This is a genomic window from Deltaproteobacteria bacterium, from assembly GCA_012522415.1.
Lineage (GTDB): Bacteria > Desulfobacterota > Syntrophia > Syntrophales > JAAYKM01 > JAAYKM01.
The window spans coordinates 1-26,649 of record JAAYKM010000150.1 but is presented as its reverse complement, the minus strand read 5'-3'; the positions used below and the strand labels follow the sequence as shown (position 1 = coordinate 26,649).

The following is a 26,649-nucleotide window of genomic DNA, read 5'->3' as shown; positions in this document are numbered from 1 at the left end:
TACCTGGATTGCCGGGACCCTGGGTCTTCGGTTCTTTGCCGTGTTTATCGTTCTCATCGCCCTGTACATTCCCCTGCAAATCCTGTCGATCGTCATGGGAAAAGTTCAGGCGAAAAAAGCCGCGGCATAGGAAATCGACCGTTTACGCACCTTGTGGCACAACGACAAAGGGCAACAGCTTCGGCTGTTGCCCTTTAATATTGACCTCTCCTGCACGCGCCGCCACTTCGCAAGAGGCCCATGCAAATTGAAGCCGCCGGTTACGACTTCTTGTCCAGAACCTCACGCACCCGTGCGGACAGATCCGCTACGGTGAAAGGCTTCTGCAGGAAGAAGCGAACGCCCCTTTTCATGATTTCCGTGGCCTCCCCGTTGATGCTGTAGCCGCTGGACAGAATGACCCGCACATCCGGGTTCATTTCCCGCAATCGGTCATAGACTTCACCGCCCCCCATCCCGGGCATGATCATATCCAGGATGACCAGATCGATCTGGTCTCTGTTCGACCGGAACATCTCCACCGCGTCCTCCCCGTTTTGGGCAACCAGGACCCGATACCCCAGTTCCTCGAGGATTTCCTGCGTGACCTCGACAATACTGCTTTCATCGTCCACCAGGAGAATACCTTCCCGGCCCGTTTTGATCTCCCGAGCCAACGGCTCTTCCACCGGTCCGACCTTCTCGGATGCGGGCAGATAGATATTGAAGGTCGTGCCGTGACCCGGTTCACTGTAAACGTTGATGAATCCGCCGTGGCCCTTGATGATGCCGTAGGTGGAGGCCAGGCCCAGACCGGTGCCGCGTTTCATCTCCTTCGTCGTGAAAAAGGGCTCGAAGATGCGCTGCCTCGTTTCGCCATCCATACCGACACCCGTATCGGTCACGGAGAGCTTCGCGTAGGGTCCCCACCTGATTTGATAAGGCTTGACATAAGTCTCGTCCAGAACGACGTTAGCCGTTTCGAGATAGAGGATTCCCCCTCCCGGCATGGCCTGCCAGGCATTCACAAAAAGATTGAGCAGGGCCTGTTCCATCTGTCCTTGGTCAACCTCCACTACCCAGAGTCCTTCACGATACCTTTCCTGGATCCGAACTTCCTTCTTGGTCCGTGCGAACATGGCCGCCGTCTTCTGGATCAGGTCGTTCATGTCCGTTGTTTTCACTTCATATCGCCCCCTGCGGGCAAACCCCAAGAGCTGCTTTGTCAGGTCCGCACCGTTTGCCACCTGGCGTTCGATGGCTTTCAGCCTCTGGTAGCAGGACTCACCCGGCCCGATGTTCAACAGCATGAGGGATGCATAACCCTGAATTCCCATGAGGATATTATTGAAATCATGAGCGATCCCGCCGGCCAACGTGCCGATGGCCTCCATCTTCAGAGCCTGCTGAATCTGGAGTTCAAGCTTCTTTTTCTCCTCCTCTTCCCGCCTTCTTTCAGTGATATCCCGAACCACGGTGATGATACAATCCCGTTTCTTCAGTGAAACCTTTTTAAGGTTGACTTCCAGCCAGACCTGTTCCCCGTCCTTTTTCCTGCCCAGCCAGTCAAAACTCTGCGGTCCCTCCGACGCGGCCTTGTGAATGTATTGCAACGCACCCTCCGCCGTGTAAGGCGGTTCATTTACGCTGAAATCACCGAGGGTGAATCCCCGGATCTTCTCCTTGGAACGGTACCCAAAAATTTCCAAGGCCTTGAGGTTTGTGTCCAGAATCTCCCCGTTTTGCATATCCTGGATGAAAATGCCGTCATGAACCGCTTCAAAAATCGTCCGGTAATTGTTTTCCGACTCCCGGACGGCATCCTCCATCTCTTTCCGGTCCGTAATATCCCGCCCCTCGGCGAGAAGGATTTTCACACGACCCCGGGCATCACGAATGGGCTTCAGTGAATAGACAAGATGATGAAGGACACCGGCATGATCAAGGCAAGTGGTTTCGAATGTGGACATTTCCCCTTTTACGCCACGCTGTACCGATTCTCGTATGGTCTGCTGTTCCTTGCGACTGTGACGCCACCAGGGATTTTTCCAGAATAAATTGCCGACAAGATGTTCCGGCGATACGCCGACAAAGGCGGCGGAGACATCATTCGCCATGATCTGCCTTCCCTTCAGATCGATCAATCCCAGCAGGTTGACGGCCTGGGCAAAAATGGCCCTGAACTTCTCCTCCCGGTCCTTGAGTGCCTCTTCCGCGTTGCGTCGTTCCGTTACATCCGTCACCATCTCAACCGCGCCCAGCAGGGTTTTTTCTTCACTGAACACCGGGTACACGCGGATTCGCCACCGGCGGCCATAAGAGGAAAAATCGGCCAATTCCTGGGGTTCCCCCGTTTTCAGCGCATCGAGAACCAGACAGGTGGTACAGGGCTCGCTCCGTTTGTGCAAGACCTCGTAACAGGGCCGGCCCAAAGTGGATCCTGCCGGCAGGTTGAAAGATTCATGGACAGCATTGTTGGACCAGTTGATCTTCAGGTCCCGGTCGAGATAAATCACCAGTTCCGACATGGTGTCGAGGATGAGGGCTTTCTCCTGCTCAGAGCGCTTCAGGCGTTCCCCGTCGATCAGGCCCTTCTCGATTTCCGCCTTTCGTCGCTCCGTAATATCCTGATACGTGGCAACGACCATTTTGTCTCTGAGAGAGTCCCCGATCCGCGAGACACTGACTTGACAAATCATGTCCTGCCCATTGCGGTGGCGGCAGGGAAACTGAGTGGAAAAGGTTCTCCAATCCTCAAGAACAGGATAAACCCGTTCTCCTATTTCTTCGTATTCTTCATCAGACCGGTAGAGAACGCGGGTGCTCCGGCCGATCAATTCGTCACATTTCCATCCGAACACGGATTCCACGGCATGATTGGCAAAAACAACGGCTCGCTCCCGGACACCCAGCACGACATCGGGAACGGCGTCAAGGATGGAAGACAGAAGCACCTCGGGAGCCGGTGAACGCCTGTCGTTTCGCAACACGTCTCTTCTTTTGCCCTTATCCATATCCATTTCACGAGTATAAGATCATATTTTACCGGAAGAAACGGTCTTTCGTTCTTCCGGGTTTCCAGTGTCGGTGCCGCAGTGCCAAGCGGTGCGGAAGGATACGACCTGCCCCCGCCCTGAAACCAAGGCGTCTGTCAAAGGGGCAAACAGGCCGACAGTGACTCGGAGTCATGTGATAGGCTGCGCATTTTTCCCTGTTTCGCTTTACCTTTCCTTTTTATCACGAGGGGTCCTGGCTTTCAACAGGTCACCCAAAGAACCGAGGGAGGTGGCGGGCTTTTCGATATACTGCCGATAATCCTCTTTCTCGGCGCCGGGGGCGTCACCTTCCTCTTTTTCGTTCCGAACAGGGGACAGAGCAACACGTTTCTGATCCCGGTCGATCCTCTCCACCTGAACATTCAAGACCTGGCCCACAGCAACCACCTCACTTGGATGATTGATTCGCTTACCCCTTCCCAGTTTTGAGATATGCACGAGGCCGTCGATACCGGGGACCAGATTGACAAAGGCGCCGAAATTCGTCAGGCCGACAATCCGGCCGGAGTGAACGGAGCCCTCGAACAAAGTCTGTTCAACCGTATCCCATGGGTCGGGCAGGCAGGCCTTCAAGCTCAATCCAACCCGATCCCTCTCCCAATCCAACGTGATAACCTTGACATCCAGTTCCTGGCCGACCACCAGGATATCGTGAATATTATCGACCCGACCCCAGCCAAGTTCCGCCATGGGAATCAGTCCCTGGATCCCGTCCAGATCGACGAAGGCGCCAAAATTGGCGAGGGAAACCACCTTTCCCCTCAGAACCATGCCTTCCTTCAGGGTTTCCTTGAGCTGCGCCCGACGTATCCGCTGTTCCTCCTCCTGGATCACCCGACTCGACAAGACAAGCTGCCGTCCCTTTTCACCGTACTCCATGATCCGGAAAATTATCTTCTTTCCGATGTAACTCTGAGGATCATCCGTTTTCTGCAGGCCCATCTGGGAATGGGGACAAAACCCACGGGTATTGTCGCCGACCCTGATTTCATAGCCGCCCTTGATCTCTTTCTCCACCAGTCCCTCAACGGGAATACCGTTCCGATAAGCTTCTTCCAAAAAAGATTGACCCGCTTCGCCGCCGCCTACCCTGGTGGTGAAGAGCTTTTCGTTATGTTTCGAAGAAAGAAAATAGGCGGCAATCCGATCCCCCTCCCGGACCGCCAGATTTCCCTGATCGTCCTGCAATTCTCGTCTGTCCAGATACCCTTCACTTTTCCCGCCCAGATCCAGAAAGATCCACTCGGGCGTAATTCTGACAATCACAGCGTCCACTTTCTGGCCTGGATGCAGGTAATCACTGGCCAGTCCCGATTCTTCCAGAAGTTCGGCGAAGCTCTTCTCATCCCCCTGACTCGTTAACGAATTGTTTTCTTCTGACATGATCCTTTCCCGTATTGTCGTTTAAAACGATGTCGTCATTCCGATTCCGCTGCGCATCCTGCACCGTTTACTGCGGTTCCTCATCCTTTTTCATGAACACCCGGCTGTAACAAAATACGAACAAGCCGATGATCAGGATCCAGGACACCCCCATGAAAATCCATCCAAAAATGGTCATTTTTCTCCCCCGCCGAATGATTTCTTATGCCATATATAAACCAGCACCGCCAGAACCAAAAACATGCACACCAATCCCAAACGCGTAAAAAGGATATACGGTACGTCCTCCGCCCTGACATGTTTCATGATGATTGTATCCCATCCCTGCTGAACAATCCAGGTGCCGAGGATGACCAAAAGAAGGGGAGGGGTCACGTATTTAATGATCCATTTGTAAACGCGTGGGATTTTGATTAGCGCCCCAAGATGCATTTCATCCCAGGCCTGGTTGATTCCGGATGCCCAGGCAAACAGGATTGAGTCGATCGTTCCGAAAAGAACCAGACAGAAGGTTCCGCCCCAGAAATCCAGTTCATCCACCACGCCATGGCCGAGAAAAAAGATCGCCGGCTGACACAGGAAAAAGACCAGGACACCCACGATCACGACGGCTTTTTTGCGTTTCATCCGAAAATTATCCCGAATAAAGGCCACCATTGGCTCAATCAGAGAGATGGACGAGGTTAAACCCGCCAGAAACAGCAAAAAAATCCACAGGAAGGAAAAAAACGCCCCGAGCGAAATTTTTGAAAATATAAACGGCATGGTCACAAAGCTCAGATTGAAGGCCCCGCTGGAGGCGATCTCTCTCATTCCGTCGGGACCGAAAAAGGCAAAGGCGAGGGGAATGACAATGCTGCCTCCCAGAACAATTTCCGTGAACTCGTTGGTGGAAGCCGCCGTCAAACCCGAGAGGGCAATGTCATCATTTCTCCGCAAATAACTGGCATAAGTGAGAATCACACCGATTCCGACACTGAGGGTGAAAAAGACCTGCCCGGCAGCGGCAAGCCACGTTTTCGCATCCAAAAGAGCCGAAAAATCGGGGTTCCACAAGTATCCGAATCCGTTGAGGACACTCCAGTCCGGTTTGTCCGGATATGGAGGAGCCAGGGTAACGACACGAATCAGGAGTGCCAGGGCCGCCAGAAACAGGAGGGGCATCGCCGCCTTGCAGAGCCGTTCGATCCCTCTTGACACCCCCCGGAAGAGTACGAAAAAATTTAACCCGATGGTAATGATGAAGAAAAAAAAGGCCGGCAGGAGGCCGCCGAAACGGCCACCCGATTCCAGGCCCTGATAAGCGGAAAGAAATTTCGCCATGGATTCCTTATCGGGAATGTCCGAGAGGACTCCGGAGAGAGAATAGAAACTGTATCCCAGAAGCCAGGATTCGATATAAATATAATAAATGAAGATAACCAAAGGGCCGAAGACACCGATTACGCCAAAATATTTTCCCAACCGGTTATTCCACAGACGATGAAACATCCCGGGTGCGGTCGTGTGACCGTGAGCGCCTCCATAACGACCGATGGTCCACTCCACCCACATCATGGGAATTCCTATCAGCAGGAGTGATATAAAATAAGGAATCATAAAGGCCCCGCCCCCGTTGTTGGCGGCCTGAACGGGAAACCTTAAAAAATTTCCCAAACCGACGGCGCTCCCTGCAACCGCCAGGATAACCCCCAATTTGGAACCCCAGTTTTCTCTCTTTTGTTTTTTAATCATCAATCTCGTACCGCTCCTCTGTCTCCTTGACCAACCTTCTCTCTCCCGATGACTTCTACGACATCCTCAAAAAAATGGCAAAGACAGGCAGCGGAAAAACCTTTCTCATCCTCATATCGGCGGCATCCCGCATCAATCGGAACGGAAGGTTCCTCTTCTCGCTGAACCGGGATAGGCCGAAATAACTTTCAGTTTTGCTGATGTACGCGGTGCGGGAATTTATCAGATAGCGACATGAAACGAAAGCGATATTGATCACAAACAGGGAGTCAAGGCCGGGTTGTTCACAAAAAACCCAGTTCTTTCGCATAGGTAAACTGTCGATTCCATGGCAATCCCGGATGCGCTTTATCCAGAAGGGGGGCGCCGACGATTTCAACGGATCGGCGGTCAAGCACAACCGGGTGGTATCCCCCAATGAAACCGGCATCGGGGGCAATCAGTGGATGCTTCCCCGGCAGGCAGTCACACTCCGTACAGATATTCAACAGCGCATTAACCAACAGCGTCTTTCCCCGGATCAGACGCCAGACAGCGGCGGCTGTCTCAACAAGTTTCTCCTGAAAAACCAGTTGGTCCGTATCCCATTTGATCTGAAGCGCCACTTCGGGACAAAGGCCGATACACTGGGCACAGCCGATACAGACTTCCAGGTTGTAACCGGGATAGCCATCGTCTTCCCAGTGGGCGGCCTGGACAGGGCAAACCTCAACGCATGTGCCGCATCGCGTACAGTTCCCGCGAATCAAAACCGGCTTGGCATCGCTGTGCATACGCTGCTTCTGCGCCCTTGAAGCAAACCCCATCGAAATATTTTTGATGGCACCGCCGAATCCCGCTTCCAGGTGCCCCTTGAAGTGGGAAAGAATGAAAAATCCGGTTGCCCTATCAAATACCCGGGCCACCTGTACGGTTTGAAAATGTCTGTAACCGGCGGGCAAGTCGATGAGCTCCCGTCCATCAAGGCCATCGGCAATGACAACGGGACAGCCCAAATAATCCTCCGTAAAATCATGCTCCGCCGCCGTTTGGAGAGCATCCGCCCCGTTTCTCCTCCCCCCGGAATACAAGACCGTCGTATCGAAAACGAAAGCACCAACTCCCTGGTCACGAAGCCAACGCACAATTTCGCGTGCAAACACCGGGGACAGATAGCGTAAGTTTCCCCTTTCACCCCAGTGAAGCTTGATGCCCACCGTATCACCCCGCCGGTAAGGAGTCTCCATACGCGCCAGGAGGGTTTTCAATCCCGCCAAATGACCCTCCATCGATCCCGACGAAGGAATGAATACCGTTTCTTCTTGTGTCATCCTGATCCGTTCCTTAATGATCTCAAATCATTGCTTACGGTTAGAGGCCCAGATCGTCGCTGATCTCCCGCATGGCTTCCAGGCAGAGTTGGGCAAATTCAGCAAGAGGAATGCCGATCTTCTCGCATTCCAAAATCTTCTCTCAGTTGACGGACGAGGCGGATGCCCGTTCTTTCATCCTCTTGAACACCGATTTGGCCTTCACGCTGGCGAGCTTCCGGTCCGGATAAACCATGGCCGTCGCCATGATCAGACCCGTTATTGTCTCTCCCGCCGCCAAGGCATGCTGAAGGGCTGTTTCCCGACCCGTTCCAAGCATGTCATTATGGCTTTTGATGGCTGCGATCATGTCCGCATCGTAACCTTCGCCCTTCAAAATCTCTTCCGTCACCAGAGCATGGCGCGTCAAATCACCACCGACGATTTCCAGGTCGAGGTCGTGAAGGAGCCCCGTCATACCCCAGAAATCCGGTTCTTCATCGAATCGTAAAGCCAAGGCCCGCATGACGGCCTCAGTCGCCAGAGAATGCCCCCGCGTGCGTTCATTTTGAATATGGCGATGCAAAAGCGCCAGAGCCTCTTCTCTTGTGGGTGCCAACCCTTTTCCCTCTTCCTTAAAATGAATTTAGAGAACCATATGAAACGGATATTGTTTGATGTCAAGTCCGATCCTGTGCTAATTACACGGGCACAGGGCTGGGCGGTATGGTCCTTTCAGGGATACCATGAGCCATGGCCCGGCTCGTCATATGGAAACACAGGGAAATGTTGTCATGGAAGAGATCGATATTCTTGTTGTGAACGGGCGCATCCTGACGTTCGATGAACATGACCGGGTCATTCCGGGCGGCGCCGTGGCGATCAGATCCGGACAAATTCTCGCCCTTGGAGAAACACCGTTCCTTTTATCCCGTTATCATGCAGGAAAGGTCATCGATGCCAACGGCGGCATTGTCATGCCCGGTCTGATCAACGCCCACACCCACGCGGCCATGACCTGTTTCCGGGGCATCGCCGATGACATGGACGTGCTCAACTGGCTCAACAACTATATCTTTCCAGCCGAAACGAGAAATGTCAATCCGGAGTTGGCCTACTGGGGCAGTTTGTTGGCCTGCGCCGAAATGATCAAGTCCGGCACAACCACCTTCTGTGATATGTATATCTTTGAAGACGAAACCGCGTGTGCGGCGAAAGAAGCCGGCATGCGCTGTCTCATCGGAGAAGTGCTCTTTGATTTCCCTTCAGCCAATTCGAAAACCCCTGAAGAAGGCCTGGCCTATACCCGTCGTCTGATCAGAAAATGGGCGGATGATCCTCTGGTCAATATCGTGGTAGAACCCCACGCCCTGTACACATGCAGTCAATCACTGTTGCAGCAGGCAAAGGATCTGGCCAGGGAGCACGACCTGCCTCTGGCGATGCATCTCCTGGAAAGCAAAGAAGAGATAAATTTATTAGACGAAAAGCTGGGAATGAAAGCCACCCATTATTTAAGAGACATGGGGCTCCTTGCCCCCTCCTTCATCGCCTTTCACGGCGTTTATCTGGATGACGAGGATATGACGATCTTTGCCGACTACGGTTGCAAGGTTGTCCACAATCCGGGGAGCAACATGAAACTCGCTTCGGGTATCGCGCCGGCAGCCGAAATGATCAGGAGAGGTATTCCTGTCGCGCTTGGGACGGACGGAGCCGCCAGCAACAACAATCTGGACATGTTTCAGGAACTGGATTCCGCGGCGAAACTCGGCAAACTGGCCTGCCTCGACCCGACGGCAATGTCTGCGGAAACGGTCCTCCGAATGGCAACATGCAGAGGCGCAACCGTTCTGGGAATGGAAGATCGGACGGGATCGCTCAAACCCGGCATGCAAGCCGATTTGATTCTGATTGATTCAAACAAACCGCATCTGACCCCCATGTACCATGCAAATTCGCACCTCGTTTATGCCGCCAACGGTTCCGATGTGGACACGGTCCTCATCCACGGCAAAATTGTCATGGAAAAACGCCGACTGACAACGATAAACGAAGAAAGGATCATGGCGGAGGTTCGTCGGATCGCCGGGCGTATTGGCGCCAGTCTGGGACTGAGAGAATGATCACGCTACCGCAAGAAAAGATCCCCCATATTCTCATCACGAATGCCCGTGTTCTTACCATGACGGATGAACCTGACCTTCTGCCCCGGGCCGATATCGGCATACGTGACGGTCTCGTATGTTTCATCCGGGATAAAACATGTTCTTCCGCAAATGATACGAAGTCAGGGCAACAAGAGCGGGCCGATCTCGTGCTCCCGGGAGAGGGGTATCTCGTCATGCCCGGACTGATCAACAGTCACACCCATCTGCCCATGGTCCTGCTCCGGGGACTGGCGGACGACCTCCCTTTAATGGATTGGCTCAACCACTTCATTTTCCCCGCCGAGGGCCGATTCATGAACAGAGAAACCGTCTATGCCGGATCCCTTTTGGCCATGGCGGAAATGATCCTTTCCGGGACGACGACCTTCTGCGACAGTTATTTTTTCGTCGACCGGATCGCCCAGGCAGCGGTGGACATGGGTATGCGTGCTGTCGTCTGTCAGGGATTCATCGATTTTCCCGCCCCCGACATCCCCAATCCTCGGGATAAAACCGAAGCCGCCCACCGGTTTCTGAACCGCTGGCAAAATCGCCACCCCCTGATCAATACCGCCCTATTTTGCCATACCCCCTATACCTGTTCAACGGAAACGCTGAAGGATATCAAGGCCGTGGCCCGCCAATGGCAGGTGCCCTACCTCATTCACCTGGCAGAAACACGTGATGAATGCAGGATGATTCAGACAAGGCATGGGAAATCACCCGCATTTTTTCTGGACACACTGGGCGTACTCGACGACAGTACGATTGCCGTACACTGCAACTGGCTTGATGACGGGGAGATCGACTTGCTTGCCCGGCAAGGAACAAAAGTCGTGCATTGCCCGGAAAGTAATATGAAGCTTGCCGCCGGCATAGCCCCCGTTCCGGAATTATTGAAGCGGGGCATCCTCGTCGGTCTGGGCACGGACGGCGCCTCCAGCAACAACGACCTGGACTTGCTCCGGGAAATGGGAATGGCCGCCAAGGTGGGCAAGGTAACCCGGATGGACCCGACTATCCTCGATGCGGCGACGGTCCTTAAAATGGCCACGATTGACGGAGCAAGACTCCTTGGCCTTGATCAACGAATTGGTACGGTGGAAGTCGGCAAAGCGGCGGACCTGATCCTGATCAACCTGAACCAGCCCCATCTGACGCCTCTTTATAACGTCCGATCACATCTCGTTTACGCCGCATCCGGTTCCGATGTTTCCTCCGTGATCATCAATGGCAAACTTGTGCTCCATAACCGGAAATTTGTCCATGCCAACCTGGAGGACATCATGAAAACCGCCGCTGATATCGGAGAGTACATCTATGGAAACATCAGACACACCCAGACCCGATAACCAGCCGAAAAGATGATACCCCTTTCTCTTTCACGGCGCCTTTTCTTTGCGTCTTTTCTTTTTTTGGTGTTCCTATATCAACGAATTCGCGGAAAGTCGGAATTGGCAAAATTTGCCGCCGAAATATATTGACCACTTTTCGGCTCTTTGTAAGGCCATCTTTATTGACAAACCCGGAGAGAATCGCTATCTTCCACCTCAACTCACCTTTTGATTGATGCAGGACCCGATTTAGTAGAGGAAAAAAGATGAAAAATCCAAATTCCATGCTCAACATCTATAAGTGCAAAAAATATGGACATCTTATCACGGAAGAATGCCAGGACATAAACTGTGAGTGGCGCATCAAAAGCGCTAACTTTCTGAATTGCACCTGGATCGCTTGTATTTATGGACCCTTTACGCTCGAAGAAGTGGGCGAAATGATGGGGGTTACCCGGGAAAGAATCCGCCAGATCGAAGCCAAAGCCCTGAAGAAGTTGCAACACAAAAAGCGACGTGATCAGCTCCGGGATTTCGCATTGTCCAATGAATGGGACGGCTAAGGGTGACGCCGCCGTTTTCGTTTTCTCATCTCTTCCGAAATGAGGAACTCCCGCATGTAAGTCTTTCGCTCCGGTCGTGAAAAGAGGAAGGTACTCATCTCGAATTCGAGCGACAGCGCCGCGCCGACCTCCAGATGAGGCACCATGGACGATATTTTTTTCACCACTTCCGTGGCCTGGACCGACCGCTTGGAAATCTCTTTGGCCATTCCCTCCGCTTCCATCATGAGTCGTTCCGGAGCAACCACCTTATTCACCAACCCGATTCGCAAGGCTTCATTGGCTGCGATGGGCTCTCCGAGCAAGGTGATTTCTTTCGCCTTGGCCATTCCGACCAGCTGACGAACAGGGTTGAACAGGGGATTGAGCCCCAATTTCAATTCCGGATGACCAAAAATAGCCGTGTCGGAAGCGATAATCAGATCACAAACTACGGCCAGATTGAAGCCGCCTCCGATGGCGATACCGTTCACCGCAGCAATCACCGGTTTTGGGAACAGGTTGATCCGCCTCAGGCAGACGAAAATTGACCGGAAATAAGCTTCGATTTCGCTGTCCGGCAACGCCGACATCTCCTTGATGTCGCCTCCCGCTGAGAAAACGTAATCACCACCCGTCAATATGACGGTTTTGACGGATGTGTCCCCCTCCAGTCTGGTGAAGCAATCCGTCAATTCCAGTCTCATATCCCTGGATAAAGCGTTAAGTTCCACGGGCCTGTTCATGGTGATGATCACATATCCCTCCTCCTTGCATTCGAGGAGGATCGTGTTATAGGTCGTCATGTTTATCAGCGATCCTTTCTTAATTTCGAGGGCCAGCCTCGGGCTGAGGACGCCCTTTTTCCGCGGGTGGACAAGGCGGTGTACCGTTCCGTGCCCTCTCCGCAGGCTTGCCCTGCCTGCTGTGGGATGAAACCAGCCCATCCCCTGATTTCAATCCGCCCGCCCTTTCCCAAGGAATCGGGCATCAAATCAATGAGATGAAGACGGGCAATGGGAACATCCGCGGCCGGATAGCCGGTAAAGCGCCCTGTACGACTCAGATCATCCCCCGGCTCTTTGTAGCCCACACCCCCCTACTGGGGGCAATAAAGGTACTGCAGTCCGTCCATTTTTGGCTGATCCAGGACAAGCTCCTGTTTCACGGACCTGACGAGACTCTTCAGCAAAAAATCCAGGATAAAAGCTTTTTTCTCAGGAGGATAAACCACGGCAGGATCTCCGGAAATGCCGGTCATCTGTCCGGCCAAACGGACAGCATATTTCTGGTTTCCCAGGAAATCAACCAATCCGGCTTTCTGAGCCTGACGGCCCGTCAGTATACGTCCATCGGCCAGGAGGCTGAGGTTTTCTTTCGTTATTTTTCGTCTGACGGAAATCGTTTCCAGAAGTTGATCATACACATCGTCCACGAGTTGCTGGAGCAAAGATATTTCCTCTTCCGTCATTTCTCGAGCCGGGGAACCGATGTCCTTGTATTTTCCGCTTTTGACAACGGACGTGCTGACCCCGATCTTGCGCATCAACTCCTCCATATTGGCAAAATGCATCACGGCGGAAATACTACCCGTGATGGTTCCCGGATTGGCGACGATCTGGTCGGCGGCGCAGGCAACAAGATACCCGCCCGATGCGGCAATGGAGCCCATGGATGCAACGATTTTTTTCTTTTTACCGGCCTCCAGTACGGCGTCATAGATTTCCTGTGTGGGAGCCACGCTGCCTCCTGGAGAGTCGATACGAAGAACAATGGCCTTGACGCGGTCATTTTTTGCAAAAGCTTCTATTTCGCGGATGATACGGTCGGAGTTGGTGATAACACCTTCCAAGGTGACAATCGCCACTTTATCACCGGCAGGCAAGGCATACCCGCCTCCACCGGATTTGAGCAACCCATTGAGGACCAGAAAAAACACAAAGCCGGCACAGATCAAAAAGAGGATGCCGAAAAGAACGGGGTGTCTTCTCATCTCATCCTCCTGTCATACAGATTCATCGTCAAATGACCCGCTCCCAACGGGTTTCTACTCGGATGGTTCCGTTTCTCCTATCTTGACGTCCGCCAGGGCTTCTCCCAGAGGCGATACCAGGTTTTCTTTGTTGTTCAGATACTGATTGCCGTGGTAAGTTTCCGGCGGTGCTTCGCTGTCACGCAAAGTGAGACGGATCTTTCTGTTTTTGGCGTCGATATTCTTCACCGTCGCCGTAACCGCATCCCCCACGTTATGCAGTTCCGATGCACTCTTGATCCGTTTCTGACTCAATTCAGAAACATGGATCAAACCTTCTATTCCTTCCTCGATTTCAACAAACATTCCGAAATCGGTGATGTTCGTAATTTTTCCGTTAATCGAGGAGCCTACGGGATAGCTTTTTTCAAGGGTTTCCCAGGGATCCGTCTCCAACTGCTTGATCCCCAGAGAAAATTTTTCATTTTCAGGATCGATGTGCAGAACAACGGCTTCGATGGTCTGGCCTTTTTTGTACATTTCAGAGGGATGGACCACCCGGTGCCGCCATGAAATATCGGACACGTGGATCAGTCCATCGATACTTTCTTCTACCCCGACAAAAATACCGAAATTTGTGATGTTGCGAATCACCCCTTGCAGAACGCTGCCCTCGGGATATTTTTCTTTCAAAGCCTCCCAGGGGTTTGTCATCGTCTGCTTCAAGCCCAAGGAAATCCGTTTCAGATCGGGATTGATATCGAGAATCATGATATTAACTTCCTCGCCAAGCGAGAGAACCTTGGAAGGATGTTTTATTTCACGCGTCCAGAACATTTCCGAAATGTGGATGAGCCCCTCAACCCCTGGCTCGAGTTCAACGAATACGCCATAATCGGTCAAATTAACCACCTTGCCCGTGACGATGGAACCGATCGGATAACGGCTCAAAATTGAGTCCCATGGATTTTCCATCAACTGTTTGAGCCCTAACGAAACCCTCTCCCTCTCACGATCAAATGAGAGTACCTTGACCGTGATTTTGTCGCCCCTGGCAAAGGCTCCTGAGGGACGGGTCATGCGCCCCCAGGACATATCGGTCACATGCAGCAGACCATCCACACCGCCCAGATCGATGAAGATTCCATAATCCGTAATGTTTTTGATGATCCCTTCTACAATCTTTCCTTCCTCTAAATTTTCAAGCGTTTTGATCTTTTCACTTTCCCGTTCCGCCTCAAGGATGGCCCGGCGGGAGAGGACCACATTGTTCCGCTTACGGTCATACTTCAGGATATTGAACGTCAGGCTCTGTCCCACGTACTTGTCGAGATCCCGAACCGGCCGGATATCGACCTGGGAGCCAGGCAGAAACGCGGGTATGCCAATGTCCACCGACAATCCTCCCTTGACCCGCTCGACAACAACGCCTTCGATCAGGGCATTTTGACTGCAGGCCTGCTTGATATCATCCCAAACCTTCAACTTGGCTGCCTTATCCCGTGACAGGATCAGATTGCCCTCCCCGTCTCGCCTATCGACGAGTATCTCAATTTCGTCTCCTACATTTAACGAAATATTGCCGTCCGCGTCTTTCAACTCCTTGGTGGGAATATGTCCCTCCGTCTTCCAGCCGACATCGACCATCACCACATCGTTTGTAATCTGGACAATCTTCCCGGTGACGATCTCGCCAAACTGCACGTTCTGGAGGCTCTGTTCGTAAAGTTCCCCGAAATCCATCGGTTCATCATTCGTTTGGGCGGACACCGTATCATCTGGCGTATCCGTCCTGATTTCCTCTGCCTCCTCCTGTTGCGAAATTAGGTTGTTTTCGTTAACCATGTTACCTTTACCCCCATCATCGAATTTTTTCGTACCGCCACGAAAGATAAGCCGTTAGCACATCGACCATAGAATAGCAAGACAAAACACCCGAAATACGGAAGAATAGGCCATCCACGGCAAAAGAAACCCCGTGACATCCCTATGCCTGAAGAACGGCGAGGCATTCAGATATCACTTCCTGGATTGTCATCCTCGATGTATCAATCACATGGGCATCCCTTGGAATCCGAAGGGGAGAAATTTCCCGTTCCCTATCCTGTTTGTCCCGCAGGGCAATGCTGGCCAGAATATCCTCATACACGGGTGTCACTCCCTTTTCCAGGAGTTCCAGATACCTTCTGCGACCTCGCTCCCCGGCTGAAGCGTGGAGGTAGAATTTGAAGTCGGCTTCCGGGAAAACGACGGTTCCCATATCACGCCCTTCCGCGACCAGACCCGTCCTTCGGGCGCAATTCCTCTGAATCGGCAGCAACGCCTCCCGCACGACAGGTATGGCTGAAACGGTCGACGCCAAAACGGCCACTTCTTCCGTGCGAATCTTTTGGCCAACGTCTTCTTGATCAATAAATACAGTCATGCCTTCGTGATTTTTTTGAAGATGGATCTTTGTCCTGGCAAGGAGTTCCCGCAGCCCCAGCATATCGGAGTCGGCCATCCCTGAAACGAGAATTTTATATGCGACGGACCGGTACAGGGCTCCCGTATCAAGATACAGAAGGTTTAATTCGTGCGCCAGAAACTTAGCCACTGTACTCTTTCCGGAACCGGCGGGCCCGTCAATTGTGATAATCCACTTCCTGCTATCAGCCATAAATATATGTCACCTTATAGCGCGAATTTTACAGGATAAAAAGATCCATATCAAGAACATTGGTCTTGCACTCTGAATCGATCCGATGAAAAATAGTTTTCACCGTGTGAACTTTTTGCTTGCTTAAATCAATATATGGTATTATCTTCCTCATAACACCACAACATATTGATGTTCAAAACACAGGTACAGCATACACAACCTGCTTGAACGGTAGGTTATTTTGACTTTATACTTTATTATTGAAATACCGGAACGGTATACCGATTCAGTCGAAAGGGAGAGATTCCAATGCACACGAAGATCAGAAAACGAGATGGAAGACTTGTCAAATTCAACGCGGAAAAGATTACCAATGCCATCGCCAAGGCGGGGACAGCTACCGGTGAATTCGATCTGACCGCTGCAAGGAAGCTCACCATCAAGGTGCTGAACCTGGCGGAACAGCTCTTTGGTCATCGAATCATGACTGTCGAAGAAATTCAGGACATCGTGGAAGAGGTTCTGATCTCCTCTCCCTACCGCAAAACCGTGAAAGCCTACATTATTTACAGGGAACAGCATGCCCGCCTGCGGGAAATCACCAACCGTATGGAAGTCGATCTCGTGGACCAATACTTGAAAAAAAAGGATTGGCAGGTCAACGAAAACAGCAATATGGACTACTCCCTCCAAGGGCTGAACAACTACATCTCTTCCGAAGTCAGCAAAGTTTACTGGCTGAACGCAATATACACACCGGAAATCAGGACAGCCCACATGGCAGGGGACTTCCACATTCACGATCTGAGTCTCCTGTCCGTTTACTGCGTCGGCTGGGATCTATACGACCTGCTGCTGGAAGGATTCAAAGGCGTCTCCGGCAAAGTGGAAAGCAAACCGGCCAAGCATCTGAGAAGCGCCCTGGGACAGGTGGTCAATTTTTTCTATACTCTCCAGGGAGAAGCCGCCGGCGCACAGGCCTTTTCAAATTTTGATACCCTTCTGGCCCCCTTTATCCGCTACGACAACCTGACTTTCATGGATGTCAAGCAGGCCCTGCAGGAGTTTATTTTCAACATCAACGTCCCCACACGAGTCGGGTTTCAGACACCCTTTACCAATGTAACGCTTGATATCACCGTTCCCAAGTACTACCGGGATCAAAACGTCATCATCGGCGGTCAGCCGCAAAAGGAAACCTACCAGGAATTCCAGAAAGAAATGAACCTCTTTAACCGGGCCTTCCTGGAAGTTATGGAGGCGGGGGATGCAAAAGGCCGGGTTTTCACCTTTCCGATCCCCACTTATAACATCACGAAGGATTTCAACTGGGATGATCAAAATCTGGAAGGTCTCTGGGATATGACCTCCAAATACGGGGTTCCCTATTTTTCCAACTTCATCAATTCAGACATGAACCCTGAAGACGCGCGCAGCATGTGCTGCCGGCTGCGAATCGACAATCGGGAGCTTGAGATCCGGGGCGGTGGTCTTTTCGGTTCCAATCCTCTAACCGGCTCCATAGGCGTCATCACCATTAATATGCCGCGCATCGGTTACCTTTGTTCGACCGAAGACGAATTTCTGGCCCATCTTGAGAAACTGATGAACATCGCCAAGGACAGCTTGGAGACAAAGCGGAAAATTCTGGAAAAATTTACCGATAGCAATCTCTACCCCTATACAAAATCTTACCTGAGAAATATCCACGGCCGATTTGGTGAATACTGGAAAAATCATTTTTCCACGATAGGGCTGGTCGGCATGAACGAAGCCTGCCTCAACCTGTTTAACAAGGATATTGCATCGCCTGAGGGCCAGGGCTTTACGAAAAGAGTGCTTGATTTCATGCGGACAACCCTGATTCAATTCCAACGGGAAACGGGGAATAATTACAACCTGGAATCCACCCCGGCCGAGGGTACATCGTACCGTCTCGCACGAATCGATCGGGAAAAGTATCCGGATATGGTCTTTTCAAACGATGAACAGGTCAGGCTGCATCAGGCCGAACCTTTTTACACGAACTCGACTCAGTTGCCGGTCAACCACACCGATGACATCTTTGAGGCCCTCGATCTGCAAAACGAAATCCAGACCAAATACACAGGAGGAACGGTCTTCCACATATTTGCCGGTGAAAGAATTGTTAATCCCCTGGCTCTAAAGGGGCTGGTCAAGAAAATATGCTCCGGATACCATATCCCCTACCTCACCTTCACGCCGACCTTCAGCGTTTGTCCCTCTCATGGATACCTGAAGGGGGAATTGGAGGCCTGTCCGGTCTGCCAGGATGCCTGTGAGGTCTATTCTCGGGTCGTAGGTTATCTGCGCCCCGTAAAACAGTGGAACAAGGGCAAGCAGGAGGAGTTCAACCAAAGGCGGACTTTCAGTTTCTGATGATTAAGATCGGCGGTTTACACAAAGTCTCACTGATCGATTTCCCCGGAAAAATCTCCGCTATTGTGTTCATGCAGGGATGTAATTTCAGATGCCCATATTGTCATAACCCTGAGCTGGTCATTGAGAAGCTTTACGGACCCTGTCTCGAAGAAGAGGATATTCTGGCTTTCCTGGAAAAAAGAAGGGGCAAACTCGATGCCGTTACCATTACGGGGGGAGAACCGACGCTTCAGGAAGGCCTGCCGGAATTCATTCGCAGGGTCCGCGACCTCGGTTTTTTGATCAAGCTAGATACCAACGGATCTCATTCGGCCATGATCCGGTCCATGATCGAAAAAAACCTCCTCGACTATATCGCCATGGACATCAAGGGACCCTTACAGCGATACGACAGAGTGTGCAGAGTGAATGTCGATAAAGACGAGATCGAAAGCAGTGTCCGGGCCATCATGAACGCCTCCATCGATTACGAGTTTCGGACGACCCTTGTCGACAATCTGCTCTCGCCGGAAGACATTCGGGCAATGGGGGAATTGCTCCGTGGAGCCCGCCTGTTCGTCCTGCAGAACTTTACACCTTCAAAAACATTGGATGAGCGGTACCTGAACCGCAAACCTCTTTCTCCGGAAGACCTCGGTCAAATCAAGTCGGAATTGGCCGCGTATGTCAAAAAGATAGCCATCCGCAGTTAAACGGCGTTCCTCTGGAAGAAACCATGTCAAAGAACAGGGAAAAAAATGGCCCACCGGAACATGCTTCCCCTTCAGGAAAGACGGACGGGACTGTTTTAAGCCATCATATAGAGAAAACACAGGGCGTAAATTCCGCAGACCTTGTTTCACGTTTCACAAGAATCGGATCCGCCCTCACTGCTGAAAAGAATATTGACCGGCTTCTTGAAATGATCGTGGATGAGGCGAAAAAACTCACCCACGCCAATGGGGGGACACTGTACGTCATCTCCGACGACGCACTGACGCTGCAATTCGCCATCGTGCAAAACGACACGCTTCAGCTCCGCATGGGGGGCACCGGAACAAGAATCGACTGGTCCCCTGTTCCTCTGCGGAATCCGGACGAAAGCCCGAACCATCAGAATGTTTCCGCCTACGCCGCCCTGACCGGTAAGGTGATCAATATTGAAAATGTTTACCATGCCACAGGTTTTAATTTTGAAGGCACACGGAAATTTGACAAACAGACAGGCTACCGATCCGTTTCCATGCTGGTGGTGCCCCTGAAAAATCACGACAACGACCTGATCGGCGTTCTTCAGCTGATCAACGCCCAGGACCCGGAAACGGGGAAAATCCGGGCCTTCACCGCTTGGGAACAGCAGATCACCGAATCCCTCGCCTCCCAGGCGGCAATCTCTCTGTCCAACAACACTCTGATCCACAACCTGGAAACCCTTCTCCATGCCTTCATCAGATCCATCGCCACCGCTATTGATGAAAAGTCCCCGTACACAGGTGACCACGTCCGTCGTGTCGCGGATCTGAGCCTAACGATTGCGGACCGCATCAATGCGGCTCGTGAAGGCCCTTTCGCCGAATGTTTTTTTACAGCGGCACAGATCGAAGAGCTTCGTATTGCGGCGTGGCTTCACGATGTGGGCAAGATCGTCACACCGGAGCACATCGTCAACAAGTCGACCAAACTCGAGGCGGTCATCGATCGAATCGAACTGATTAAAACGCGCCTTGAAATATTGAAGCGGGATCACAAGATCAATGCCCTGGAAAAAAGGCTCACCGCCTTTCAGGTTGAAGGAATGACGCCACCGACAGGAAAAGAGGAAGAAGAGGGGGAAGAGAACACGGATTTCGACGATTTGTTCTCGTTGATTGAAAAAATAAATCTTGGCCTGACTGATGTAAACGATCATGTACTGGAACGGTTACAAGGCGTTTCCCGCCGGCAATGGATGGATGCAGACGGATTAAGACCTCTTTTGACGGAAAACGAACTTTACAACCTGAGTATTCGTCAGGGGACACTCACCGATGAAGAAAGGGCGATAGTGGAAAGCCATGCCGTCATCACCCATGATATGTTGTCCCAACTGCCCTTCCCCAAAAAATTCCAGAATGTCCCCTTTCTCGCCGCCTGTCATCACGAAAGGCTTGACGGCACCGGTTATCCACAGGGGCTAACGGACGACCAATTACCCCTGCAGGCCCGCATCCTCGCCCTGGCCGATATTTTCGAAGCCCTCACTGCAACCGACCGACCTTACAACCGGGGTAGCACCCTGGTCGATGCAATCCGGATCATGAAGGGCATGGCGGCAGATCATCACATCGATGCCGATCTGTTTGCCTTCTTTCTGCGGGAAAAAATACACCTGGATTATGCAAACAGGGAATTGGCCGGCTGGCAGTGTGAAGAAGCGGACCTTTAATTTCTTCTTTTCCCTTCAGGTCTTTTCTTCGCATCCGTTTCCATGGATAACAATCTGATTTCTTTCTCGATATCCTGATATTTGGGAGTGTTGATAACGAAATATTTCAATGCTTCTTTGAAGTGAAAAAGGGCGCTTTCCGTTTTTTTCTGTTTTTTGAAGTAAATGCCGAAATAGTAGTGTGAATCCCCCATTTCCTTGAGCTTCCCATAGGCCATTGCGATACTATAATAAATCTCCGCATCATCCAGATCCGTTTTTTCCAAAGCACGGAAATAACCGAGGGCCTGGGCATACAGTCCCATCGCTTCATGGGAGTTGCCCAGGTACGCCAATGTCTTCCAGTCGTGCCGGTCGATCTTATACGCCCTCAACAGGTAATCAATAGATTGGGGATACTGACCTAACTTGAAGTAATTCACACCGATATCCCTTAAAACCTCTTTATCCAAGGGGGCAAGAAGCAAGGCCTGTTGCAGAGTCGCCAGAGATTCCCCGTAGAGCCCCTTCCGGGCCTGAACCACACCAAGACCATACAGGCTGTCGACATTTTTTGTATCTTTTTTCACCTCCCCCTCAAAATATCTGATCTTGGCTTCCACATCGGCCCCTCCCGTCATGAGCACGGTCCTGATCCGCCCGAAAGGTCCGACAATTTCATCCTTCCCCTTTGCCTCGGCATAAGTGGTCTGCAAAAGCCCGTCGATGTAGCGGAGCCGATCATCCGTTCCGGGGTGGGTCATGAAGTATGAGGGAACGGAACTGGAATAGAATTCATACCGTCTCATCATCTTCAGAACATTCAGTGAAGCTTCCGCTTTATAGCCGGCCCTGACCAGGTAGAGCATACCGTAACGATCGGCTTCTTCCTCGTTGTCCCGGCTATATTTCAAGGTCATGGTCTGCGCCGTAGCCAGGGAAAATCCCATGACCGCCGCCGACAGATCGCCGCCACCCATAAATGCCCCGGCGATAACGCCCAGCAGAGTCGCAATATTGACTTTGGAGGCTTTGTTGACCATGTCCGCAATATGCCGGGCGTTGACGTGGGCAATCTCGTGCGCCAGCACCGCCGCCAACTCCGCCTCTGAAGCAACCAGGGCAATCAAGCCCCGATTTAGATAGACATATCCCCCCGGCGTGGCAAACGCATTGACCGAAGAATCCTTTACAATAGAAAAACGATATTCGAAAAGAGGATTTTTGACAGAACGCAATACGGTCATACCGACTTTTGTGATGTAATCACTCATCCTTTTTTCCTGGATCAGGAAACCGTTATTAAGCATTCTATCGTAAAATTGCTGACCTAATTTTTTTTCATCCCCGATCGTCAATTCTGCATTGGCCGTCGTGGAGCCAAGGAGGCATATTCCTATCAACAGGAAAACGTATCGTATGATTTTTTTTATCAATAACGAGCGTTTCATTATTATTTCCCACATCATTTCACGTCAGAACGACAACTTATCTCCATTAAATGCCGAAGAGGAATAACGGTAACGCACTTTCAGCTCTCCTATTTTACCGCGGTTCCAGCCCGATGTTCTGCTGAAATATTGGGTGATCCTGGACACAGAATCTACGGCATCGGAGAGGCAAGTATCGCATTTTTGCCGCAGCCCCCGTACGGCGGAGCGACAAACGGGACAGATCGTAAAGTCCGGTGAAAAAGTGACGGTCCGACATTTTGACCGGTGATACAATTTGACGATGAAATCCGCCAGCACAGCCCCGGATGGCCCCATTTCTCCAAGCCATAGATGAGAAATCGTCCCCCCTCCAAAAAGGGGATGGAAGGCGCCTTCCAATATCAGCCTGTCCATGGGATCGTAAACGGAAGACACGTTCAAATCAGTGGAGTTGGTATAAAAAATTTCACCTTTAGACAAATCCCCCTTAACAATCCGGCCCGCCTCCGGAGAAAAGTAGCGCAAATCAAGTTTGGCAAAGCGATAAGCCGTGGTTTCTGCGTGAGACTGTTCAAGAATGATTCGTAGGCCATGCGCCCGAGAGAGTTGCTCTGCCTTTTCCTTGAGGAAAGTAATAACCCGCAAACCCAACGCCACGGCTTCATCCGATTCGTGAAGTTGTTTCCCGACATGAATCTGAACGAGTTCATTCAGGCCGAGTACCCCTATGAGACAGCTTGTTCTTTCCAAACGCAAATATGGTGTGCCATCCTTTTCCATCGCTAAAATCGCGAGAGGGCCGGCCTCTCCGTAAGAAAGCAAACTGGTAATGAAGCTGCACTTCTGAAGATGAGCTTTCGCCGCAAGATCCATCAGCTCCCCCAGCAGGCGATAAAGGTCCACATCTTTTCTTTTGGCCTTGTAAGCCACCCTCGGCAGGTTGAGCGTCACATTTTGCATGGCCGCCCACCGCATTTCCCAGGCATTCAGGCCTTCCCCTTCCCCGGGATCGAAACAACCCCGGGTGCCGCAGACCATCATCGGTACGTCTTCGGCGCGCTCAAGAAGAAAAAAAGGATTCCCCTTGTCCGACGCGACGTCACAGACCTTGAGGAGAAAATGCTCGTACCCCGGCGTCCGGAAAAATTCGTCCGTAATATGCACAAAAGGCCGGGGAAAGATGAAAGGACTGCCGATGGCGTCCCCCTTTTTCAATACTCCGAAGATAGCCAGAGCAAATCGCCGGGCATCTTCGCCGTACTGCCCGTAAGTCTTGCCCGTGAACTCCCCGCCGGGACCGATGGCCGGCACATTGCGAAAATGGCGGGGAACTTCCCAGTACAGATGAATATCGGTAAATATGGCCTGTCCGCCCCTGGCGGCCGTCATTTGCGAAAATTCGTAAATCAACATCTGGGCAAACTGGCGGACCTCCTTTTCGGTTTTCCCTTCCAAATAGGGTGCCAAGAGCAAATTGACCGCATCCCAAGCGATACTGGCGGCAAACTGACCTTGAAGAATGGCGCCGAACCGAACCATATGAGCGAGGAGAACCTCCGCATGCTTTGCCGGCTTGGCAATAGTCATGGAATAGGGAAGATCGAGACCGAATTTCTTGATGTACTCCAAGGACTGACAAGAACTGTAGGGGCGATCCACATACCCCAAACTGTGAATATGAATGTCTCCCAGAATATGGGCATCTCCGATATCCCGTGAAAACACGTCGTAAAGGGCGTATTCCCGTTTGATGCCTTCAGCGAAGACAAGGTTCGTTCCCTCGGGACTGTGCGGCACGTTGGCGTTTTCCTTGTTCTGGTGGAGGATCAACTGTCTCACGTCATAAAGGGGGAAACCGATCCGGGCGTGCATCCGCCATTGCTCCTCCAGACCCCGTTCGATCAGTTTCGCGTCCACCATTTCCCGGATCAGGTTGGTCGTCAGGAGTGCGATGCCGGATGCGACGATTTGTCGTTCCACTTCTTTGCTGATCCCTTCCGCCGTCTCCACGTCGATTGTGGTCTCCCGAATCAGGGCATCAACGATTTTGCGCCGGTCCCATCGTGCGATGTCTTCTCCGGATGTTCTCACGAAAAGTGTGATGTCTGTCGTTTCTTGCGGTTCCATGTGCAAATAGAGTATCCTGGTGGATCAGATATTGGTCCGGGAACTGTCCTCAAGGAACGCCAGGGACTGTTCCGCCGCCTTGGACAATACCTCGTCCTCGTAATGGTTGATGGAAAAAACCCGAAAATGTACAACTCGAGCCGGAATAAACCGGTAAATATCCTTCAGAGGTTCGGGCGATGTTTTGCCGGTTAAAGGGTTGAAGATATGGATCCTTTTTTCCGATTCCGCAATGGGGTTCAGGGGACGCGGGTCCTGTGTGGCAAGATCCACGCGGAACCGTATTTTTTTCAAATCCGATGGCAGAAAAGCCCGGATTTGCTTTTCGTAATCCGGTGCACGGAGGAAACGGGTGCCACGCTGAACCTTATCGATTGAAATTTCCGTCGAAAAAGACATTTTCCATTTCACCTCCCGCTGGAACAGTTTCTTCCATTCCCGCCCCAGGCGCTTTTTCTTGATATCGGCGTCGTTCAACCAATTCCGTGTTTCATGGAACAAAAACCACTCATCACAGGCCAGATAACGATCCATATCCGACAACGGGTTCCCGGAAAGAATCAGGCCCATCGTCTCCAGAAAAATTTCCTGAAGGTGCAGGTCCAGGGCACGGGTGGTCCGGTGAAAATAGACGTTTGTGTAAAGATTCAATCGGGCGTTCAAAAAGCGGTTTAGAGCCGAAATCCCTCCTTGATGAAGGGTGAGGCCATCGGAGGAGTAAAAAGTGTAGTGCAGGAGGCGTTTTGTATCGACCAGGTCGAGAGAAAAACCCGTCATATAAGCATCGCGCTGTACGTAATCCAGGTTATCCACCGTGTAGATTCCCGTGAACAATTGTCGGAGCAGAACGAGCCATCTCGGCCATCCCTTCTGATCATCCTTCGGAGCGCGAATCAGGAAGGCGACCTGTTTTGGGTCAAGCACCTCACCCGGACTGAACGGTCCCGAGGGACTCCTGACCACGCCGCGTATGAGGGTTCCAAGTTTTCTTACGATAATGTGCTGGCTGATATCCTCATGGGTCAAATCATACCGGGCAAGAAAGTGGTCATCGAAGAAATGGCCGTATGGCCCATGGCCGACGTCATGAAGGAGTCCCGCAATGCGGAGCAATTCTTCGATATAATGAAAAGACGGCGTATCCTTACAGACACCCTTGAGGCTGCCGTATAATTTTTTCCCAAACTCACCTGCGTTGTGCATGGTCCCGAGAGAATGCTGGAACCGGGTATGTTCCGCCGATGGATAGACCCAGCGGGCACTTTGGAGCTGATAGATACGCCGCAGGCGCTGAACCCAGGGTGAATCGATCAAATCTTTTTCCGTTTTTTCGAACGAACCATCAGAATATGGCACTGTAAAAACGATGTAATCATAGATTGGATCGGCAATGAGCGCTATACCCTTGTATATGTTTGGATACTCATCATGTTTCATCTTCATGGCCGTCTCCGACTGAATCCAGAAAAAAGTCAACTGATGCAAATCAGTTTTGTTGCAACTGCCGCGTTATATTTATTTGACTTCCCTGCGAGGGTCAAGAGATTTCCCCTTTAGCCGAATTGGCTCCCCGTGGACATATTCTGAGTTATAGCCTTCCGGAAAGAAAGATTTCTTTTACGGGAGGGAAGACACAATGACCAAAGAGGAACGGCGAGCCCATTGGCGCACCATCATCGAGGACCAGACAACAAGGGGCCTGAACATTGCCGACTTTTGCCGGGACAGACAGATCAGGCTGCGTCAGTTCCATGCCTGGCGACGCAGATTCCGGGGACAACCACTCCGTGCCGGGGGGTTTCTGCAGCTGCTTCCAGAGGGAGTGACCGGGACCGAGTCCGGAATCCGTATTCATCCGGGCAGGAACCTTATCATCGAGGTGGATCGCGGATTCGATCCCCTCACTCTCCGCTCCGTCATTGAAACGCTCCGCATAACCGGCTGGCAATGGAGCGTAGCGGAATTGCCAGTCCGAGTTGATGCGGTTGTTAGGAGCTTTTTTTTACAAATTCCGGATACAGCTTTTTCATGCACGTAGGGCAAATGCCGTGACTGAAATCAGCTTGAGGATGTTGAATAAGATGTAAAAGTTAGAATCTCTCCGTACAGATAGCTGGAAAAAGTGGCAGTCAGTTTTCTCTTCGGTTAAGGTGTTTTCATCACCAAACCATCTTACCAAGGAGGAAGACATGACTGCCAAGAAGAAGATAGCACAGAAGAGGC

The 26,649-nt window shown here is 51.6% G+C and carries 19 protein-coding genes and 1 pseudogene; 7 read left to right on the top strand and 13 right to left on the bottom strand.

The window, feature by feature from the left end:
• Positions 1-260: 260 nt before the first annotated feature.
• The 5 genes and pseudogenes from GX147_10990 to GX147_10970 form a co-directional block, all read right to left on the bottom strand.
• Entirely contained in the window at positions 261-2,993 is a 2,733-nt protein-coding gene (locus tag GX147_10990; GenBank protein NLN61193.1) for a PAS domain S-box protein, read from the bottom strand.
• Between the two features lie 207 nt (positions 2,994-3,200).
• Positions 3,201-4,418 (bottom strand): 30S ribosomal protein S1, encoded by a 1,218-nt coding sequence (rpsA, locus tag GX147_10985; protein NLN61192.1) that lies wholly within the window; start codon positions 4,416-4,418, stop codon positions 3,201-3,203.
• 174 nt (positions 4,419-4,592) lie between these two features.
• Entirely contained in the window at positions 4,593-6,152 is a 1,560-nt protein-coding gene (locus tag GX147_10980) for a sodium-dependent transporter (protein NLN61191.1), read from the bottom strand.
• A 284-nt stretch (positions 6,153-6,436) separates the two neighbouring features.
• Positions 6,437-7,462, bottom strand: coding sequence for a DUF362 domain-containing protein (locus tag GX147_10975; protein NLN61190.1), 1,026 nt, complete (start codon positions 7,460-7,462; stop codon positions 6,437-6,439).
• A gap of 40 nt (positions 7,463-7,502) precedes the next feature.
• A pseudogene (locus GX147_10970) lies at positions 7,503-7,967 on the bottom strand (hydrolase).
• A 268-nt stretch (positions 7,968-8,235) separates the two neighbouring features.
• Here GX147_10970 and GX147_10965 point away from each other — a divergent pair.
• From GX147_10965 to GX147_10955, 3 genes are all read left to right on the top strand, one after another.
• Complete coding sequence (locus GX147_10965; GenBank protein ID NLN61189.1) at positions 8,236-9,567, top strand: amidohydrolase; 1,332 nt, start codon at positions 8,236-8,238, stop codon at positions 9,565-9,567.
• 59 nt (positions 9,568-9,626) lie between these two features.
• Positions 9,627-10,943, top strand: a complete 1,317-nt coding sequence (locus GX147_10960) for an amidohydrolase (GenBank protein ID NLN61188.1) — start codon at positions 9,627-9,629, stop codon at positions 10,941-10,943.
• Positions 10,944-11,191: 248 nt separating this feature from the next.
• Positions 11,192-11,488 carry a hypothetical protein gene (locus tag GX147_10955; GenBank protein NLN61187.1) on the top strand — a complete coding sequence of 99 codons (297 nt, stop codon included), beginning with the start codon at positions 11,192-11,194 and terminating at the stop codon, positions 11,486-11,488.
• Here the strand turns inward: GX147_10955 and GX147_10950 are convergent.
• The 5 genes from GX147_10950 to GX147_10930 form a co-directional block, all read right to left on the bottom strand.
• The gene (locus GX147_10950; GenBank protein NLN61186.1) at positions 11,485-12,273 is read right to left on the bottom strand and encodes an enoyl-CoA hydratase/isomerase family protein; all 789 of its coding nucleotides are present in this window, start codon (positions 12,271-12,273) and stop codon (positions 11,485-11,487) included. The genes GX147_10955 and GX147_10950 overlap by 4 nt on opposite strands.
• Positions 12,274-12,278: 5 nt before the next feature.
• Positions 12,279-12,560 carry a hypothetical protein gene (locus GX147_10945; GenBank protein NLN61185.1) on the bottom strand — a complete coding sequence of 94 codons (282 nt, stop codon included), beginning with the start codon at positions 12,558-12,560 and terminating at the stop codon, positions 12,279-12,281.
• Between the two features lie 6 nt (positions 12,561-12,566).
• Positions 12,567-13,460: a signal peptide peptidase SppA gene (sppA, locus tag GX147_10940; GenBank protein NLN61184.1), complete on the bottom strand. Its 894-nt coding sequence runs from the start codon at positions 13,458-13,460 to the stop codon at positions 12,567-12,569.
• Between the two features lie 54 nt (positions 13,461-13,514).
• Entirely contained in the window at positions 13,515-15,284 is a 1,770-nt protein-coding gene (locus GX147_10935) for a 30S ribosomal protein S1 (protein ID NLN61183.1), read from the bottom strand.
• Positions 15,285-15,426: 142 nt separating this feature from the next.
• Positions 15,427-16,098, bottom strand: a complete 672-nt coding sequence (locus tag GX147_10930) for a (d)CMP kinase (protein ID NLN61182.1) — start codon at positions 16,096-16,098, stop codon at positions 15,427-15,429.
• Positions 16,099-16,389: 291 nt separating this feature from the next.
• Between GX147_10930 and GX147_10925 the strand changes: the two genes are divergently transcribed.
• From GX147_10925 to GX147_10915, 3 genes are read left to right on the top strand one after another with little or no spacing between them, the layout of a single operon-like run.
• Positions 16,390-18,480, top strand: coding sequence for a ribonucleoside triphosphate reductase (locus GX147_10925; GenBank protein ID NLN61181.1), 2,091 nt, complete (start codon positions 16,390-16,392; stop codon positions 18,478-18,480).
• Positions 18,480-19,175 (top strand): anaerobic ribonucleoside-triphosphate reductase activating protein, encoded by a 696-nt coding sequence (locus tag GX147_10920; GenBank protein NLN61180.1) that lies wholly within the window; start codon positions 18,480-18,482, stop codon positions 19,173-19,175. The genes GX147_10925 and GX147_10920 overlap by 1 nt, the downstream gene beginning before the upstream one ends.
• A 23-nt stretch (positions 19,176-19,198) precedes the next feature.
• Complete coding sequence (locus tag GX147_10915) at positions 19,199-20,887, top strand: GAF domain-containing protein (protein NLN61179.1); 1,689 nt, start codon at positions 19,199-19,201, stop codon at positions 20,885-20,887.
• Here GX147_10915 and GX147_10910 read toward each other — a convergent pair.
• From GX147_10910 to GX147_10900, 3 genes are read right to left on the bottom strand one after another with little or no spacing between them, the layout of a single operon-like run.
• Positions 20,884-22,317 carry a M48 family metalloprotease gene (locus tag GX147_10910; GenBank protein ID NLN61178.1) on the bottom strand — a complete coding sequence of 478 codons (1,434 nt, stop codon included), beginning with the start codon at positions 22,315-22,317 and terminating at the stop codon, positions 20,884-20,886. The two genes, GX147_10915 and GX147_10910, sit on opposite strands and share 4 nt — an antisense overlap.
• A 24-nt stretch (positions 22,318-22,341) precedes the next feature.
• Complete coding sequence (nrdD, locus tag GX147_10905; GenBank protein NLN61177.1) at positions 22,342-24,426, bottom strand: anaerobic ribonucleoside-triphosphate reductase; 2,085 nt, start codon at positions 24,424-24,426, stop codon at positions 22,342-22,344.
• Between the two features lie 24 nt (positions 24,427-24,450).
• Positions 24,451-25,869 (bottom strand): HD domain-containing protein, encoded by a 1,419-nt coding sequence (locus tag GX147_10900; GenBank protein NLN61176.1) that lies wholly within the window; start codon positions 25,867-25,869, stop codon positions 24,451-24,453.
• Between the two features lie 193 nt (positions 25,870-26,062).
• Here GX147_10900 and GX147_10895 point away from each other — a divergent pair, with 193 nt between their 5' ends.
• On the top strand, positions 26,063-26,464 hold the full coding sequence (locus GX147_10895) for a hypothetical protein (protein ID NLN61175.1): 402 nt from the start codon (positions 26,063-26,065) through the stop codon (positions 26,462-26,464).
• Positions 26,465-26,649: the final 185 nt, after the last annotated feature.

What these genes read in the sequence shown, in the direction of transcription:
- GX147_10925 (NLN61181.1), top strand. Translation starts at nt 16,390, where the DNA reads ATGCACACGAAGATCAGAAAACGAGATGGAAGACTTGTCAAATTCAAC.
- GX147_10915 (NLN61179.1), top strand. Translation starts at nt 19,199, where the DNA reads ATGTCAAAGAACAGGGAAAAAAATGGCCCACCGGAACATGCTTCCCCT.
- GX147_10975 (NLN61190.1), bottom strand. Translation starts at nt 7,462, where the DNA reads ATGACACAAGAAGAAACGGTATTCATTCCTTCGTCGGGATCGATGGAG.
- GX147_10930 (NLN61182.1), bottom strand. Translation starts at nt 16,098, where the DNA reads ATGGCTGATAGCAGGAAGTGGATTATCACAATTGACGGGCCCGCCGGT.
- sppA (NLN61184.1), bottom strand. Translation starts at nt 13,460, where the DNA reads ATGAGAAGACACCCCGTTCTTTTCGGCATCCTCTTTTTGATCTGTGCC.
- GX147_10895 (NLN61175.1), top strand. Translation starts at nt 26,063, where the DNA reads ATGACCAAAGAGGAACGGCGAGCCCATTGGCGCACCATCATCGAGGAC.
- rpsA (NLN61192.1), bottom strand. Translation starts at nt 4,418, where the DNA reads ATGTCAGAAGAAAACAATTCGTTAACGAGTCAGGGGGATGAGAAGAGC.
- GX147_10960 (NLN61188.1), top strand. Translation starts at nt 9,627, where the DNA reads ATGACGGATGAACCTGACCTTCTGCCCCGGGCCGATATCGGCATACGT.
- GX147_10920 (NLN61180.1), top strand. Translation starts at nt 18,480, where the DNA reads ATGATTAAGATCGGCGGTTTACACAAAGTCTCACTGATCGATTTCCCC.
- GX147_10910 (NLN61178.1), bottom strand. Translation starts at nt 22,317, where the DNA reads ATGAAACGCTCGTTATTGATAAAAAAAATCATACGATACGTTTTCCTG.
- nrdD (NLN61177.1), bottom strand. Translation starts at nt 24,426, where the DNA reads ATGGAACCGCAAGAAACGACAGACATCACACTTTTCGTGAGAACATCC.
- GX147_10955 (NLN61187.1), top strand. Translation starts at nt 11,192, where the DNA reads ATGAAAAATCCAAATTCCATGCTCAACATCTATAAGTGCAAAAAATAT.
- GX147_10990 (NLN61193.1), bottom strand. Translation starts at nt 2,993, where the DNA reads ATGGATAAGGGCAAAAGAAGAGACGTGTTGCGAAACGACAGGCGTTCA.
- GX147_10980 (NLN61191.1), bottom strand. Translation starts at nt 6,152, where the DNA reads ATGATTAAAAAACAAAAGAGAGAAAACTGGGGTTCCAAATTGGGGGTT.
- GX147_10900 (NLN61176.1), bottom strand. Translation starts at nt 25,869, where the DNA reads ATGAAGATGAAACATGATGAGTATCCAAACATATACAAGGGTATAGCG.
- GX147_10965 (NLN61189.1), top strand. Translation starts at nt 8,236, where the DNA reads ATGGAAGAGATCGATATTCTTGTTGTGAACGGGCGCATCCTGACGTTC.
- GX147_10935 (NLN61183.1), bottom strand. Translation starts at nt 15,284, where the DNA reads ATGGTTAACGAAAACAACCTAATTTCGCAACAGGAGGAGGCAGAGGAA.
- GX147_10950 (NLN61186.1), bottom strand. Translation starts at nt 12,273, where the DNA reads ATGACGACCTATAACACGATCCTCCTCGAATGCAAGGAGGAGGGATAT.